Genomic DNA, 16,494 nt, shown 5'->3' on the forward strand with positions numbered 1-16,494 from the left:
CTTAAATTATCCGGCCATACTAAAAAGCTGGGTGGCCGGCTTATCGGCCCACAAACGGGCATCCAAGGCCATACATATATTTCTTAAAAAGCGCTTGCCTAATGGCGTAACCGTTAAACACCAGGAATTAAGTTCAACCAAACCATCATCAGCCAGTTGCTGCATGCGTTCCATGCCATCAATTAATGCAATGCAGGGCTCAATATGAAAATTCCAGCAGGTTTTGCCTTTGCACATAATGTCTAAGATATGCTTGCGGATTACCAAATCCTCATCGGTTAGCAAATGGCCTTTTACTACCGGCAATGTTCCGCTGTTTACAAGTTCAATGTAATCCTCAACCTTTTTAACGTTTTGCGCAAAAGCATACCAGGTGTCACTTATGGATGATACACCCAACCCCACCATTAATTGCGTATACTGGTGTGTATAACCCATAAAATTGCGGTGCAGCGTCCCATCTTGTGAAGCCTTAAACAAACTATCGCCGGGTAAGGCAAAGTGATCCATACCCACCTCTTTGTAGCCCAGCATATTAAACATGCGCCTGCCCAATTCGTGCAGCTTTTTTTTGGTAGGCACATCGGGCAAATCTTTTTCGGTAAACTTGCGCTGGCCGGGCTTAATCCATGGCACATGGGCGTAACTGTAAAATGCTATCCTTTCGGGCATCAGTTCCGATACCAGCATAATAGTATCGGCAATGCTTTCCATGGTTTGCAACGGCAAACCATAAATCAAGTCGTAGTTTATGGAAGTGTAGCCAATTTTACGCGCTTGTTGAGTTACAGCTTTTACCTGCTCAAAGTTTTGCAAACGATTAATAATCAATTGAACCTTTGGGTCAAAGTCTTGTATACCCAAACTCAGGCGTCTGAAGCCTAAGTTATACAAGGTTTGCAAGTGCGTCTGTGTGGTATTGGCAGGATGGGCTTCAAAACTAAACTCAGCTTGGGGATGTACTGTAGCATTTGCTAATAGCCCGTTTATAAGCATCTGCAAATTATGGGCACTAAAAAAAGTTGGCGTGCCACCGCCTAAATGTATTTCGCGTATAACAGGTTTACTATCGAAAAGCTGTTGGTACATGGCCCACTCTTTTAATACAGCCTGGATGTAAGGCTGCTCAACAGTATGGTTTTTAGTAATACGAGTATTACAGCCGCAGTAGGTACATAAATTTTCGCAGTAGGGCAGGTGCACATACAAACTAATACCATCTGTTTTATTACTTTCCTTAAAAGAGAGTGCAACTGATTGCTTCCATTGCGCACTGTTAAATGCGTCTGCATTCCAATATGGTACTGTAGGGTAACTGGTATACCGCGGCGCCGCGGTATGATATTTTTTTATAAGTTTTTCAGTAGCTTCCATAAACAATTTTATTAGGCCGGAATTGTTATAGCCGGCTCCACAGCACGGCAATTTTTTGCACAAACACATGCCTTGCCTACACATTTGCTTTGCTGCCACATATCCAGGTTCTTGATGGTTTGGTCGGCAATCTGTTGCACGGCTTCGGTGGTTAAATAGGCTTGGTGCGGGGTTACCAGAACATTAGGGTGGCTAATAAGGTCTTGTAAAAGGCTGTCTTTAACGGTATCATGTTCATGGTCTTCAAAAAAAAGACCTTTCTCATGTTCGTAAACATCAATGCCTAGATAGCCTACTTTACCGTCGTTCAACGCCTTCAATACATCGGTTGTGTTAATTAAACCACCACGAGAGGTATTGAGCAGCATTACACCGTCTTTCATTTGCTTTAAGCTATTGCTATTGATGAGGTGTTTTGTGTCTGGCGTTAACGGCGTGTGAAGTGAGATAATGTCTGACTGCTTGTATAGCTCTTGAAGCGAAACAGGAATAATATTTTTTGCGCCCGATGGTGGCGTTATATCATAGCCAATAACTTTGCAACCAAAGCCCGCAAAAATATTAGCCACGGCTTGACCAATATGCCCCATACCAATAAGGCCAACGGTTTTGCCATAAAAGTTAAAACCTGTTAGTCCTTCCTGCCTGAAATCAAAATGCCGGCCATGCTCTTGTGCTTTAATGATTTGCCGGTTCAGCGTTAAAGCCAGGGCCACCGTATGCTCGGCAATTGCCTGTGGTGAGTAATCGGGCACGTTAGCCAGTTTAATACCAAAGCGGGCTGCCGCCTGCTTGTCTAAATGATCGGTACCGGTTGAGCGGGTTGCAATATACCTGATGCCTTTGGCCGCCAGTTGTTCTATTACCGGTGCCGATACATCGTCATTGGTGAAAACAATTACTGCATCTTTGCCTTCGGCATACAGTGTGGTTTCAAGGCTCAATGGGTTTGATATCAGGGTGATATCATGCTTTTTTTGATTGGCCTTGGCCAAAAATTCTTTCTCGAAAGATTTAATACTGTAGGCAACCACTTTCATCTGTCAATAGGCGTTTATTTCATTACAAAACTACCTGTACAGTGGCTGCTATACTATGAGGCTAATCAAACCAAAATGTGATCTGCGTCAGTTTTTCATTTTAGCCAAACGGCTGAGATCAAGTATTTGGATATGGCTGCCTTTCTTTTCTATCAGCCCCTCCGCTTTAAAATCGGTTAAAGTACGGCTAACCGTTTCTGTAGCAATACCCGCCAAAGAAGCCAGCTCCTCCCGCGATGCTTTATACTGTGCCGGATCAGGTGATTGGTTACTCAGCCTAACAAGGGTTTGGGCCAGGCGCTTCCTCACCGAATTGTAGGCCAGCTCAAGCAGTTTGTCTTCTTTCTCGCGGATGTTGTTAGCCAATATTTTAATAAACTGCTGACTTACATCCGGGTAACGGTTCAGCAAATCTAAAATGAGGTCTTTAGCCAGCAAACACACGGTTGAGTCTTCGGTAGCTTCGGCTGTTTCTGTGAAGGGCTCATCAAGCAATAGCGCATGCAGCCCTAAAAAATCATTACTCTTATATAAGCCGGTAGTTAGTTCACGGCCATCCTCGGCCAGCTTTATCGTTTTTAAACTGCCTGTCAATACAATATATATCCCCTGTGGCTCATCGCCGTCGTAAAAGAGCACCTGCTTCTTTTTTACCTGCCTTACTTTTCTACTGCTTACGAGTGCTTTTAGTTCCTGCGCCCCTTTGCCATTAACGGCAGCCAGCTTTTCAAATTCCTGTAAGGTTTTGCTGTAGTGCTCTTCCTGCTTTTGCTGTTTGTTTAAACGGCTTTCAATGGCACTCAACAGTTCAATATCGTCAAAAGGCTTAGTCAGGTAGTCATCAGCGCCCATTTCCATGCCCTTTCTAAAATCAACCCGTTCAGCTTTTGCCGTTAAAAAAATAAAAGGAATGGCGTAGGTTGCCGGGTTTTTGCTCAGCATGTACAATACCCCATAGCCATCCAGTTCGGGCATCATAATATCGCATAAGATCAGGTCTGGTGCGTGTTGAAGAGCTATATCAACACCAGCTTTGCCGTTTTCGGCTTGTAATACCTTATATCCCGAAAGTTCCAGTATCTCGGCGGTGCTTTCGCGTATGTCGTTATTATCTTCGATGATGAGGATGGTTTTCATATTAAATGGTGAATGATAGTGTGAATGAGGTGCCTTGGTTTACCTTACTTTTAAACTGGATATGGCCGTTCATTAAACCCACGTAGCGGGTTACAATATTAAGCCCTAAACCGGTACCCGGAATATTGCCTGTATTATGAGCTCTGAAAAAGGCTTCGAACAAATGCTTTTGATCACTGTCGGGTATACCAATTCCGTTATCTTTTACGGTAATGTTTAACTGGTTTGCCGCTATCTCGGTATTAAACTCGATAAAGGTATTTTCTCCTGAATATTTAATGGCGTTGCTGATGAGATTAATAATACAATTCTTCAGCAACGACTGATCTAAAGCTATCATACTATTTATGCCGGTATGCTGATAAATAATCATCTGATTTTGCTTGGCAATCAGTTGCATTTCTTCGGTAATCTCCTCAGAAAACTTAACAATGTCAAAAGGAGTGAATACCGGCTCAACCTTGCCTGCCTCAAGCCGCTCAAGCGAAAGAAAATCATTTAAGATACCGGTTAAGTTGCCCACTGAGTTTTTTATTTTACCAACATGCTTAGTGATATTAGCACTTTCAAACTGTTGTGCATATTTCTCAATTAAGACAGCAGATAGTTGTATGGAACTTAAAGGAGTCCTGAATTCATGCGAAGCCATAGAAACAAACCTGCTTTTTAACTGGCTCAATTCCTTCTCCTTTTCCAGCGATTGGCTGACCTCTTCTTTAGCTGACTGCAGTGCCTGTACGGTTTCTTTTAAAGACTGAGTTCTGTCTTCCACTTCCTCTTCTAACCTGGTCGCATGTTCGCGCAGGCGTTCTTCGGCCTCTTTTTCGCGGGTTAGGTCATGTATAAAACCGGTATATATTTTACGGCCGGAATATTGTACCTCACTTACGCCCAGCCTGAACGGAAACACTGAGCCATCCTTTCTAAGACCCTTTACTTCGCGACCGATACCTATAATATGCGCTTTACCGGTACGCTGATACCGGTTTATATATTCGTCATGCTGTTCCCTGTCGGGTGGTGGCATAAGGAAGGCTATATTTTTGCCAATAACTTCCTCTTCCAGGTATCCAAAAAGCTTACAGGCCGAGGGATTGATACTCTCCACAACGCCGCGTTCATCAATGGTTATGATACCATCAATGGCGTTTTGAATAATGGCAGTTAGTAAAGCGGCATTGTCCATATGCTGGTAAAAGTAATTAATATCAAATATCTTTCCTTTTTTGAAACGTAAACTTGATAAAACTCAATGTAAAAGGTGACGCAGGTCACAAACATGGCAAAATAATGGCATCGAGGGATTCGTGAAGACTTATAATAGCAAAGCCCTTTTCTATTTGAAAAGGGCTTGCATTTCGAATATCCTAATAAAACAAGGCTCGATTGTCTATTATGTTATTATTTAGATAATGTGAAAATGTCGACTGTTTTGGTAGTTTGAGACGTAGAAGCGCCATTTGCTGGCCTTGTACCACCGGCAAATATTATCTTATTAGCTGCGCTGGCACCTGCAAGTCCATATTTTTCTTCACTGAGTTGCAAAGTGGTCCAGGTGTTACTAACTACGTCAAAAATGTCTACTGCTTTTGACGAGGGTACTGCTCCTCCCGCAAATAATATCTTTGTACCGCCGCTTGCTGCTGCACCATCATATTTGGTAGTGCTCATTTGAGCCGTTGTCCATTTATTGGTTGTGACGTCATAAATATCTGCAGTTTTAGAATTGCCAGCAAAAACAATTTTGCTGCCCGCACTCGTTCCAATGCAGTGTGATTTTTCTTCACTCATTTGGGTTGTTGTCCAAGCTTTGGTTACGCCATCATAAACATCTACTGTTTTGCCATCTAAGTTGTCAAAGCTTCCGCCTGCTACCAATAATTTGGTACCTGATGAGGCCGAGGCTAAACGTCTTCTGCCATCACTTAATTTAGCAGTTGTCCAAGTATTTGTTGTTACATCATATATATCAACTGTGCTCGAATTACTGCTTGAGCTGTTAGCTCCGCCTGAAAACACTACTAAATTACCAATGGCAGTTGCGGTTAGTTTATGGCGCCCCTCGCTTAATTGTGCAGTTGACCATGTGTTAGTAACCACATCATAAATATCAACAGTTTTGCTATAAGTAGTTGTTTCGCTTGAGCCACCTGCAAAAAGTATTTTGTTACCCGCTGCTGCCGCTGCTAAACCTTCTCTGGCCTCGCTTAATTGTGCGGTAGTCCATGCGTTTGTTGAGGTATTATATATATCGACCGTTTTAGAATACTTACCATCTTTAGCAGTGGTATATGAAAACCCACCGGCAAACACAATTTTACTACCGATGCCTGCTGCCGCAAAATTCTCCCGCGCTTCTGACAAAGATGCGGTGCCCGTATATTCTATTTTATTGTAAGTAGAGTAATCAATCGTCGTGTCAAACGTAAAGTCGTTTGCGCTGATTGCAGTTGTACTGCCAGTTACACTGACCGTTATTTTACCAGTAGTTGCATCGGCCGGAACATCTACAGATAACTGCGTTGGCGTAATGGTTTTCGGTTTAACGGCTACAGCATTGCCAAATTTTATACTAACCGCATTAAGATCTGTGCCAAACGCTGTTCCCATAATGGTAACCGTAATTCCGGCCCTGCCGCTTTGTGGCGTAAAACTGCTTATTGTAATTGTTGGAGCAATGGGTGGCGTTGGTGCCGGGCTTTCTGTACTACCGCTATCACTTTTGCCGCAGGAAAGTAAAAGGCTCACTATGCCCAATGTGAAAATTGTAAAAAAACGTTTCATGTGTTGTAGTATAAATAATAGATATGTTTGTTTCTTAGATAGTAAGTGGCGCTGAAATGCTTCGCCTTGTCAGTTTACCGGAGCATATGAGCAGCATTCAAAAGAGCTTAATCAAGCCACAGTGCTTAAATATTAGGCTGCCAAATCATATAAATCGTCTAAAAGTTGACCGGCTCCTGTGAAGATGGCATTCCTGCTCAGTAATTCCTTCAAACCTTTACTATTGACAGATGTCTTTAAAAGTGCGGCGTTCAATTTCTGAAAAACAGATATTGATCTGAATAATTAATCAAATATCAACAGGGCTTGAAGGGCCTGATAGGTTTATTACTTGTTTGAAAAGATAAAAGAGGCATGACTGAGTTTGGCAATATTTTGGTAAGACGTTCATTTTCAAATTTAAAACGTAGAAAAAATTCGTTCAATAGTTAGTTATAACTATATTAGTAAGGCCATAGATTTGATAAAAAGATGAATTTACCACAGTCTTTTCCAACGTTCCTTAAAGCCATTCAACAATTTGAGATTGGTGAATTAAGTGAACTGGTAGAAGGTAGTAAACATTTGAAATCAATAATGAGCGGTCATTTAGGCTACTACGCTAAATTGATGCCTGCAATCTATATATTAGATTATACCCAGCAGAAGTATACATACGCTAGTAGTAACCTCAATATTTTTATAGATCATCCGCTGTCAAGGTTTTTTGATGGGGGATTGGATTTTGCATGGAGCGTTTTTCAGAAGGACGACTTAAATATTTATAGTCAACGCGTTTTGCCCGAAAATTTAGCTTTTTTGAAAACCAAGCCCATTAGCCAGCACTCAGATTTTCTTTTTACTTCTAATTACCGAATTAGAAACAGAAAGGGCGACTACAAGCAAATCCGGCAGCAGTCTACTTTTATCAAATCGGCGCAAAACGGGATGCCTTTGGCTACAATAGGCTTCCTGTATGATATAAGTGCTTACACAAACTCTACCAAAGTTGTGCATACTATTGAACCGATTATTTATAACAGAAGAGACCGGGGAGAGTTACTTTTGAATAAAGTATATTTTCCCTATGAACAGGATGGCCTGCTAACGGTTAGGGAGATAGAGGTTTTGAAATGGATTTGTGAAGGAATTACCAGCAAGCAAATTGCTGACAGATTGTTTATCAGCGTTAACACAATTAACATTCATCGCAGAAACATTTTGGAAAAAACCAACTCAAACGGATTGGTTGACCTCATAAAATATGCAATTAGCAATGGTTACCTTTAAAAGGTTTCATCAGCATACATTTTTACAAGGTTTGATAATCTTTCCGGACTTTCTAAAGGGATGAAATGTCCTGTACTGTCTAATTTGATAAAGTTTACTTTGGCTGTAAATAAGTCGACAGCATCATAACTATCTGGCGAAGTTATTTCATCGTCCAGCCCGATTATCATTAAACAGGACAACTCACTTAGATTCACAAGCGCTACTTCGTCCGAAAAAATGCCCTTCAGTGCATTTTCCATTAAGAATACACGAACATTATGATCTGTCCTTAAATAGTCGCTCTGTAATAACCCTCGTTCGTGGTGGTATTGATCAGGTATTGCGAGTTGCAGGTATTCATCTAACTTCTTTTGAGTTATGTTAGAACCGAAAAGCACCTCACCGATGATTGCTTTGTTTTTGATTGTTGCCGGTGCCAACGCCTGCCCTACAATTGAGGGACTTACTAATATAATTCCCTCCGGGCGCAAATCAAAAGTTAACATTTCGGCAACAACGTTACTTCCGAGTGAAAAACCGCAAACGATAAACGGTTTGCCATCACTTAGTTGGTTAATTGTATTGTACATTAAGCCGCCTAGCTTTATGATTGTATAATCTTCAACCGGATTTTCTGCATGGCTAGATTCACCATGCCCTGGCAGGTCTATTGCAATGAGCCGGTAGGACTGTAACTGCTCGTCGTTTAACTGTTTATCCCAGAGAAGGGAAGAGTTACTGTTTCCATGTATAAAAAACACCGTCTCATTCGCTTCGCTATTTCGTTCATGGTAGGTAATTGTATAATTTTCGATTATAATGCTATTAAGCTGCATAGAGCTAATTTACAACGGTTTATTAATTGCTATAGCATGGCCACTGTAAATAATTGGTTTTGCATTTATAGCGTTTGTTATTTTTAGTAAAAACAAGAAACGGCTATTTCTTGAAAGAACACGCACATTTATATATGTATTGAAGGAATACTTAGGTTACAGATCCCAAAAGCTCTTCGGTTTGGCGCCGCCTGTGTATTCAATAACAACCATATCGGGTGATTTATTGATAACTTCAAGCATTTGAGCCCCATATTTTCCTGGTCTATAAACTTCGCAGGTCGCTGTGGTGCCGCTATTAATGGCGGTTATTGTGGCAATACCAAGGTTGGTTCGTTCTTCAACCTGTTTGCCTGTGGCCGGATTGCGTACATAATTTAGAATGTAAATTTCAACTGCATCACCTGGTTTAATTCCATGGTCAGAGCCACCCCATATTTTAAATGATTTAAGCACTTCCTGCTTTTTCTTCATTTCTTTTTCACCTACTGCCATAAACTTGAAACGTTGGGGAAAGTAAGCTGCAATTAGCCTTCTGGTTATCCCATCAATACTGGCGTACGCGTTGCCTTTTGAAAGGGCTGTTGTTCCTCCTGAACCTATGATATTGATTGATTCAGCTACCTTGATCAGGGACGTTTGTACTTCAATGATTTTGAACGACAAACTGATTGTAGTTTGATAGCTCTGAAGCTTATGATCATAAGAGTTGTAAACCGGGTTAGAGGATGCTCCTGTGATGTGACCGGTTATAATATATTTAGCACCAAGCTTTGCTGCTATTTTTACCACATTGTCGGTATTTACTTCTTTAAAACGTTCCTCAGCGCTTATAGCTCCAAACCGGTTACGTTCCGCAACGTTAAATCTTGTGGATCGTACAAACCCCGATTCCACCGCATTTCCTACGCTTTGAGCATAATCATAGTCATAGCCGGTAGCAGACGTAAACGGATAAATGGCTACATTATCTTTTGATGGATCACCCGCTAATGGCTGAATGCTTTCTCTGGTATCCATTGGTGCTGCAACCGATGGTTTTGCCATCGTTTTTATTGTGGCCGGTCCAGTTCTTTTTGACTTGGTTTGAGAAAATGAAAAGTAAGCAGTAGAAGTTAACAGTACTATAATCGAAAGTAAAGATTTGAGCATAAAAGTTAAAGATCAAGCGGTTAAAAGATAGATAGTTGATTTAAGATCAAAAATAACCGCAGCTCAAACGCTTATCAATAGTTAGTTCTAACTATATTGGTATATAGATTTTATTACAATAACGGCTTGATTTATAAAGTAATCATCTTGATGCTTTCTTATAAAAGACTACACCCAGGATGATCATGATCGAACCAATGCCTAGGCCTAAAAAAAAGCCATAAGCATCACTGTCTAAATAATAAGTTAATTGGGGGTTTGCCGGATCGTAATAAATGATAGTCTTTTCCCCAATATGTGCACCTGACGTTGTAGCCTGTACCTCGTAAGTTTGTCCGTTGGTGGCTTTAAACTGATAGATTCCATAAATACTTTTGTCTTTGAACGAATCATGCGTTCTGCTTTTAGTTTTATTAAAGACTACCAAAGTACGAACCACTGTTGCAGTTGTCTTCGCGCCGGTTTTTTTCAGATAATTGTTTTTATTGTTGTCTGTAATAATGAGTACAATTATGCCTAACCCGGCAACCAACGCAAGTAAAGAAAATATTCTATCCCACTTATTCATATTTTAAAGTATCGTTTAAATTTAAGTCAGATGGTTAATAACGCAGCTAAGTTGCTGCGCTACGTGCAGTATCAGAATGGTTTTGACAAACAGTAACAGCTAAGAACTTACTGAACGCTTAGTAAACTTTTTTGAAGTTGCATTCTATAAGTTGATATTCATCTTCCATCTTTTTTTAAACTGTTTTGCTGTTTTTATTATTGTCACCCGCCTGCCCATTAGGCTTACAGGAAATGATAAGACTAAGAAACGAAAGCAGGATTTTTATTCGTGTTGATTGCATAGATAAGGCTGTTATTTGCTGATGAAAGACGTATGTGTTTAATTAAGCTACTTATGGACGGTTAGGGTATCTGTTTGCCCTAAAGGCTTATTGTCATCTATAGGATATAAATATTTAGTGACCACTATCTTCTGCCGGTTTTTCTTTAACCGCTCATAAGTTATCCGGGCTATTAAGTCGTTTGAATAGCCTTCGAGCGTCCGGTTGTCATTGTCCCGGGCCGATTCGTACAGGTGATCGCTATAATCTACAAACATCCGCTTCTTGTAAAATAGGAGGGTGAGATTATTCACCGTGTCCATGTTTTTGAAGTGATAGCGTGAGCTGGTATACGTGCTTAACTTTGCCAGCAGATTTTTGGAAGATTGGTTGCCATAATTAGAAACCTGGTAATACTGCATCACATCCCTGGTGCTGAAATAGTTGGTGTCTAACCTTTCGCCTGTTAAAAAGCGCTCGTTAAACTCTATGCTTATGGGTTCTATTTTTAAGGCTGCATGCCTGTTGCAGCTCAGCGTAGCAAAACCAAGTAAAGCGAAGATCGTTCCCGCAAAAGTTTTAAGTATCATTTGAATATTTACCTGGTTACCTTGCCCGATTTAATTCTTGTCCAAAACACATAACCTTTCTGTCCGCTCACGGTTTCCACCTGCCACCATTCTCCAGTATTATCAAGCACCTTAATATGTTCGGCGTTTTGAATTCGCCTGATAATGTTCGACGTTTTACTTTTATACTCCCTCAAGTTGGTAAAGCCATCATTATCCTGTATAATGTTGGCTTGGTACTGTAAGTTGATCAATTGTTGTATAGCGTCTATCTTCGATTTTTTTTCATCGTAAAATGTTGGATCTCCCGACTCATCGAGCCCTTTGTTTTGCAGATTATAGTGGGTCAGGCGCACCGAATTTTCTTTAGCTAGCCGGGCTGCCTTCAACTGCTGGTCAGAAACAATAAAACCGTGTTGAAGCAGTATCTTAACAGCAATGAGATCCTCTTGGGTAATGGCTTGCTCAAAAGCGTCGTTTAATTTTAGAGGGCTAATATGGTACTTGTTAAGAAAATAAGCCAGCCAACTACTGTTTACATAGGTGTTACTATTATCAAATACTTCATGATTAATCAGGATGGAAACATCTTCTGTGTTTAACTGATCGCCTTTATGTTGCTGCTCAAAGCGGATTAACTTAGCCTTGAATTGTTTGATGTTTGGTTCATCTTTGTTTAAATCCTTAGGCGAAAAGGCTGTTGTGCTGCCTTCGGTAAACAGGTCGCTTAGTTGTAAAACCGGTCCGGTAGTTGAAGGGTTTTCTGCATCTTCGTGAAAGCAGGTTATAAACCTGTTCCAGTCTTTAAGTTGGTAAGTGATGGGTTCCGGATTCTCCGGATCATTGGTAATGTCGCTTAAGGTCTTCTTTTGCTCGTCTATCACTATCCAGCCTATTGTATGCGCTGTACGGGAACCACCGTTAGGCGGACTCAATAACTGAACCCGCAATTTTTTGTCATCCGTACTTTCAATTTCTGCAGTAAAATTGCTTTTAAACGGAGATTTCCAACCCGAATGTTTGATTAACACCTGCAGGCTTTGCGCGCAACCGGCCACTTCCGTTGCTTTCTGAGGTTGTTTTCGGTTATTGGAACCGCAAGACGTAAGCCAAACCAAATGTATCACCATTAGCAACATAAAGGTTGGTTTATAAATATCGGCTTTAATCATAACGGCTTGATCGGTAATTACTTCATAGAAGAAGCATTCACGTATTTACCCATGGGAACAGTATTTTCAGCTAAATGTTCATCACCGCTTCTGCAGCAAAAATTCAGAAGCGGTAACATGCTTTACAGTTAGCCTATAACTATAGGATGGGGCAACGTAGTAATGGCTTTGTGTCAAACTATACGAAAAGAACTATTTGAGTTTAAGGTCCCAAAGGCAAGCGCTTACTTCCTTTAGGTAGCATGTCCATCTTGATGCAGTAGCCTGAGGTGTTTGGCAGACAAAAACTGGCAGACACTTCAGAAAGACTATTCCGGTACCAATTTTACAAGCAAATGCTTTCCTGTATCAGCACAGAAAAGCATTAAAAAAACCTGTTATTTTTCTGAACTAACATCGGCTGATTGTGCGTTAACGTATACTGCGCGCGGATAATCCGTATAGCCGTTTTCGCCTCCGGTATAATAAGTGTCACGGTCACTTTCAGACAGGGGGAGGTTATATGTAAAGCGTTCAAAAAGATCCGGATTGGCTATAAATGGCGTACCGAATGATACAAGGTCAGCGTTGCCTTCTTTCAAAATTTCGTTTCCTGTTTCCTGCGTAAAGCCAACATTAGCCATTAGCCGGCCACTGTAATTTCTACGAAAATGGCTGAAGTAATTGTCCAATAATACCTCTAAGGATGTTCGGGTTAAATCGTCCGCCGGTCCTGCTATATGCAGGTAGGCAAGGTTGTAGTCGTTTAGTTTTTTAAGAATGTACTGAAACAGAGGAATGGTTTCTTCGTCTGGGGTAACAAGACCTACGTTGCTGATGGCTACAGGTGTAAACTTGATAGCTACGCGACTACTATCCCAAACTTCTATTATAGCATCCAGTATCTCGAATATTATACGTGCACGGTTTTCCAAACTACCGCCGTATTTGTCGGTCCTGTGATTGGTTGCCAGGCTCAGGAACTGTGGGATCAGCATCCCCGATTGCGCATGTACCTCAACGCCGTCAAATCCGGCCGACCTTGCATTTTTAGCGGCTTGCTTATAATCTTGTATGGTCTGTTTAATTTCTGTAACGGTTAGCTCACGTGGGGTTAGCGTATCTTTGAAGCCTTTTGGGGTAAAAGATTTGGTTTGAGGATTTATAGCAGAAGGCCCTGCAGGCAGTTCGCCGTTCAGATGATCGGGATGGGAGGCGGAGCCAATATGGCCAAGCTGGGAGAAGATAAGACCGCCTTTATCGTGTACGGCTTTGGTTACCAGTTTCCATCCCTCCACCTGTTCTTGCGTATAAATGCCGGGTACGTTAATAAAGCCTATAGATTTTGGACTGACCCACGTACCTTCACTTAAGATTAATCCTGCTGATGCGCGCTGGGCATAATACTCGGCCATTAAAGGTGTCGGAACTAAGCCGGCATTGGTAGCCCGTCCGCGGGTCATAGATGCCATTACCATCCTGTTTTTTAATTTCAGGTCTCCTAAGAGGTATTCCTCCAACAGAGGTTGCACTGTATTTTTCATCTTTTTTTTGGCAAACCTCGTGCATATCGTGTTGCGGTACAATATGGGAGAAACTAATGCCATAGGGATAAATTTATCCCCTGTACCTAATTAAGATACAATGCCTACTTTTGAGTCAAGAGAACCAGTTATGTACGAAAGAAAGATGCCCCTGACGATTGATTGTGGCCTGCACCTGACCAAGGAAGTATTGAACGGCAAATGGAAGCCGGCACTGCTCAACGCCATCTCTATGGATATAAAGCGACCAAGTGAAATCCTCCGGCTATTACCCGGTGCCACCCGACGGGTGCTGAACGTACAGCTGAAGGAACTCGAGGAACATGGCATGGTAGAAAAAAAAATCTATCCGCAGTTACCGCCTAAGGTGGAGTATTCTTTAACACAGATTGGCTGGTCATTAATGCCTATAATAGATGCCTTGAACCACTGGGGAGATGCCAATAGGCAGTTTTTAGAAACTGTAATCATCCAAGATCCTAAAATAACGCAGGTGTCAAAATCAGTGTGTCAAATTTATCGGGTTGAACCTTCACCGGCCTCTAGTGCCTCGAAAAATTAACAGCAACCATCAGTAATTAATGCTTGCCTGCCGGAGGTAATAGTGCATGGTAAGCTTTCTATACACTATTCATTAATAGCAGCCTTATCTTTCAGACGCTGTAATAATTTCTCCCGGTATTGGCGTATAGTACCTTCTTTATCCTTTTCTAATTTTTTAATCACATCCTCGGCACCAGGAGGATTGTATTTCGAACCCCAAATCATTAACTCCACAATAACAGGAATCAGGTCAATGCCTTTTTCTGTAAGGCTATAGACAAACTTGTTCTTCTTTTCAGTTGAAACTGTGGAATTTATAAACCCGGTTGTCTCCAGCAGCTTTAACCTATCCGCTAGGATATTGGTAGCGATTTTTTCTTCAGAAGCCAGAAAATCACCATAACTAGCTTTGTTAGTAAATATCAAATCTCTTAAGATCAACAATGCCCATTTATCGCCCAGGTAATCTAGTGAATAAGCTATCGGGCAGTTTGATCGATGCTGAATTTCTTTCATGACATCTAAATGTTAAATTATACTTGCAATTTGCAAGTATAATGATCTATCTTTGTTTTGCTTGCAAAATGCAAGTAAAAGTAACATTTAATTTCAATATCAAAACAATAAACATCATGAACATTACAAGCAAAACAGTTCTGGTAACCGGTGGTGGTTCGGGAATTGGCTATGCCACAGCAAAATTTTTAAGTGAAAAAGGCAACCGGGTAATTATCTCCGGACGCAATGCTGACAAGTTGGAAAAAGCTGCGGAAGAATTAGGCGTTAAATACATAGCCTGTGATGTGACCGATGCAGATGCAGTTAAGAATCTTGTAGCCAAATTGGAAGCTGATTATAGCGATCTTAGTGTATTAATCAACAATGCCGGGGTAGGCTTCGTTTACAAACTTGGTGAAGGTGCAAACGCGGTTGAGAAATCAAGACAAGAATTTGAGACTAACTATTTTGCCCCTGTTAGATTGATCGAAGCTTTGCTGCCGCTGCTAAAAAAGCAGCCTGAAGCAGCTATTGTAAATATTACGTCTAATGTGGCGTTCCATCCGCTGGTGGTTTTACCTACCTACTCCGATGCTAAAACAGCTTTGCATTCGCATTCTGTAGCCTTGCGTTTAACACTTTCCACAGATACCAATATCAAAATCTTTGAGGTAATGCCGTCGCTTATCAATACAGATGCCACCAGGGATATGGGTGGTGAGCAACATGGCTTACCGCCAGTAGTGGTTGCCGAAGATATTTATAAAGGAATTACAGAGAACCGTTATGAGATTTATGTGGGGGAAGCCGGCAAGCAACGTGACGACTACTTTGCCGACCCTGAAGCAGCTATAGCTAAGTTTAATCAGGGACTTTATTGAATTAAAAACTAAGCACAACACCAATCAGGAGCTGCCGCCTACCCATAAGTGCTATTTATGCGTAATCCTGTACTCAATGTTGTGTTTTTCTGTAATAAGGAACTTTTACGGCTATCGAAAAAGTGTTCTAGGCTTTAGTTCTCTTGTAGTTACGAAGCACTTTGAAGGAAATCATAATCTTGTTGATATGGCCACCTGGTGTATTATCAGTGTGCTAACAATGTACGTCAGATTGGAGCCATTGGCAAGATTTCCAAACCCACATCAAAAAAAAAACCCCTCAGACGTTAATCTGAAGGGTTTTTAAAGTGGGAGCTACTGGGTTCGAACCAGTGACCCTCTGCTTGTAAGGCAGATGCTCTGAACCAGCTGAGCTAAGCTCCCATCGTTTTGGGACTGCAAACATAGAGTGTTTTTTCTTTTCTTCAAAATATTTTTTCAAAAAAAATAAAAGTGCCTGATTATCCGCGAATTAATTTTTACGGGCTTACTGCATGGCTTTAAAACATCCTGCACATATAGCGTGTTATACCAATAAACACTCACTACTATGACTGATAGCTTCAAAAATACCACCGACGGTAAATACGAGTTTACGCTCAATTACTCTGAACGCGAACTTACTTGCCATGTAGAACGTGAAGGCGATATCCTGCACGTGCATATTGATAATAACATCAATGCAGACCTAGAGTTGCTGCCCGACGGAACCATAAGGCAATTGTCCGGATCTGAGCTTCCTGAATCTAACCTGGATTATATACGCCGCATGGTGTTAGATGACGGTAATATCGACTCAGGTAAAGGCTCGGGTATATAAAATTTGTTAAGAAAGAGCAACCCGGTTCGTCAAGGTTATAGAACCTGGTTTGGCATTTCGTAATCTAACACATTCACATATCAT

At 41.2% G+C, this 16,494-nt stretch carries 16 protein-coding genes and 1 tRNA gene; 4 read left to right on the top strand and 13 right to left on the bottom strand.

Features of this window, described 5'->3' with window-relative positions:
* Positions 1–6: 6 nt before the first annotated feature.
* From hemN to ABDD94_RS01690, 5 genes are all read right to left on the bottom strand, one after another.
* Entirely contained in the window at positions 7–1,374 is a 1,368-nt protein-coding gene (gene hemN, locus ABDD94_RS01670; protein WP_345954428.1) for an oxygen-independent coproporphyrinogen III oxidase, read from the bottom strand.
* An 11-nt stretch (positions 1,375–1,385) separates the two neighbouring features.
* Positions 1,386–2,414 (bottom strand): 2-hydroxyacid dehydrogenase, encoded by a 1,029-nt coding sequence (locus ABDD94_RS01675; RefSeq protein WP_345954429.1) that lies wholly within the window; start codon positions 2,412–2,414, stop codon positions 1,386–1,388.
* An 87-nt stretch (positions 2,415–2,501) separates the two neighbouring features.
* A complete protein-coding gene (locus ABDD94_RS01680) occupies positions 2,502–3,551 on the bottom strand; it encodes a response regulator (protein WP_345954430.1) in 1,050 nt (349 codons plus the stop codon).
* A gap of 1 nt (position 3,552) precedes the next feature.
* Entirely contained in the window at positions 3,553–4,737 is a 1,185-nt protein-coding gene (locus ABDD94_RS01685; RefSeq protein WP_345949545.1) for a PAS domain-containing sensor histidine kinase, read from the bottom strand.
* 215 nt (positions 4,738–4,952) lie between these two features.
* The gene (locus tag ABDD94_RS01690) at positions 4,953–6,335 is read right to left on the bottom strand and encodes a kelch repeat-containing protein (protein WP_345954431.1); all 1,383 of its coding nucleotides are present in this window, start codon (positions 6,333–6,335) and stop codon (positions 4,953–4,955) included.
* A 471-nt stretch (positions 6,336–6,806) separates the two neighbouring features.
* Between ABDD94_RS01690 and ABDD94_RS01695 the strand changes: the two genes are divergently transcribed.
* A complete protein-coding gene (locus ABDD94_RS01695) occupies positions 6,807–7,604 on the top strand; it encodes a helix-turn-helix transcriptional regulator (RefSeq protein WP_345949543.1) in 798 nt (265 codons plus the stop codon).
* Here the strand turns inward: ABDD94_RS01695 and ABDD94_RS01700 are convergent.
* The 6 genes from ABDD94_RS01700 to ABDD94_RS01725 all read right to left on the bottom strand — a co-directional run bounded on the left by ABDD94_RS01700 (position 7,601) and on the right by ABDD94_RS01725 (position 13,668).
* Positions 7,601–8,422, bottom strand: coding sequence for an alpha/beta hydrolase (locus tag ABDD94_RS01700; protein ID WP_345954432.1), 822 nt, complete (start codon positions 8,420–8,422; stop codon positions 7,601–7,603). The genes ABDD94_RS01695 and ABDD94_RS01700 overlap by 4 nt on opposite strands.
* Positions 8,423–8,578: 156 nt before the next feature.
* Positions 8,579–9,442 carry a CsgG/HfaB family protein gene (locus ABDD94_RS01705; protein ID WP_352432884.1) on the bottom strand — a complete coding sequence of 288 codons (864 nt, stop codon included), beginning with the start codon at positions 9,440–9,442 and terminating at the stop codon, positions 8,579–8,581.
* 274 nt (positions 9,443–9,716) lie between these two features.
* A complete protein-coding gene (locus ABDD94_RS01710; protein ID WP_345954434.1) occupies positions 9,717–10,142 on the bottom strand; it encodes a DUF3592 domain-containing protein in 426 nt (141 codons plus the stop codon).
* A 330-nt stretch (positions 10,143–10,472) separates the two neighbouring features.
* A complete protein-coding gene (locus tag ABDD94_RS01715; protein WP_345954435.1) occupies positions 10,473–10,994 on the bottom strand; it encodes a hypothetical protein in 522 nt (173 codons plus the stop codon).
* Positions 10,995–11,002: 8 nt separating this feature from the next.
* Positions 11,003–12,145, bottom strand: a complete 1,143-nt coding sequence (locus ABDD94_RS01720; RefSeq protein WP_345954436.1) for an SH3 domain-containing protein — start codon at positions 12,143–12,145, stop codon at positions 11,003–11,005.
* A gap of 377 nt (positions 12,146–12,522) precedes the next feature.
* Entirely contained in the window at positions 12,523–13,668 is a 1,146-nt protein-coding gene (locus tag ABDD94_RS01725; protein WP_345954437.1) for an alkene reductase, read from the bottom strand.
* Positions 13,669–13,798: 130 nt separating this feature from the next.
* Between ABDD94_RS01725 and ABDD94_RS01730 the strand changes: the two genes are divergently transcribed.
* Positions 13,799–14,230, top strand: a complete 432-nt coding sequence (locus tag ABDD94_RS01730; RefSeq protein ID WP_345954438.1) for a helix-turn-helix domain-containing protein — start codon at positions 13,799–13,801, stop codon at positions 14,228–14,230.
* A gap of 65 nt (positions 14,231–14,295) precedes the next feature.
* Here the strand turns inward: ABDD94_RS01730 and ABDD94_RS01735 are convergent, their stop codons facing one another.
* Positions 14,296–14,727 carry a helix-turn-helix domain-containing protein gene (locus tag ABDD94_RS01735; protein ID WP_345954439.1) on the bottom strand — a complete coding sequence of 144 codons (432 nt, stop codon included), beginning with the start codon at positions 14,725–14,727 and terminating at the stop codon, positions 14,296–14,298.
* 116 nt (positions 14,728–14,843) lie between these two features.
* Here ABDD94_RS01735 and ABDD94_RS01740 point away from each other — a divergent pair, with 116 nt between their 5' ends.
* A complete protein-coding gene (locus ABDD94_RS01740) occupies positions 14,844–15,590 on the top strand; it encodes an SDR family NAD(P)-dependent oxidoreductase (protein WP_345954440.1) in 747 nt (248 codons plus the stop codon).
* Between the two features lie 309 nt (positions 15,591–15,899).
* Here ABDD94_RS01740 and ABDD94_RS01745 read toward each other — a convergent pair.
* Positions 15,900–15,974 (bottom strand) — tRNA-Val (locus tag ABDD94_RS01745).
* Between the two features lie 166 nt (positions 15,975–16,140).
* On the opposite strand from ABDD94_RS01745, the gene ABDD94_RS01750 reads away from it, so the two are divergent.
* Complete coding sequence (locus ABDD94_RS01750; protein ID WP_345949533.1) at positions 16,141–16,410, top strand: hypothetical protein; 270 nt, start codon at positions 16,141–16,143, stop codon at positions 16,408–16,410.
* Positions 16,411–16,494: the final 84 nt, after the last annotated feature.

It is taken from the genome of Mucilaginibacter sp. PAMB04168 (assembly GCF_039634365.2).
Classification (GTDB): Bacteria; Bacteroidota; Bacteroidia; order Sphingobacteriales; family Sphingobacteriaceae; genus Mucilaginibacter.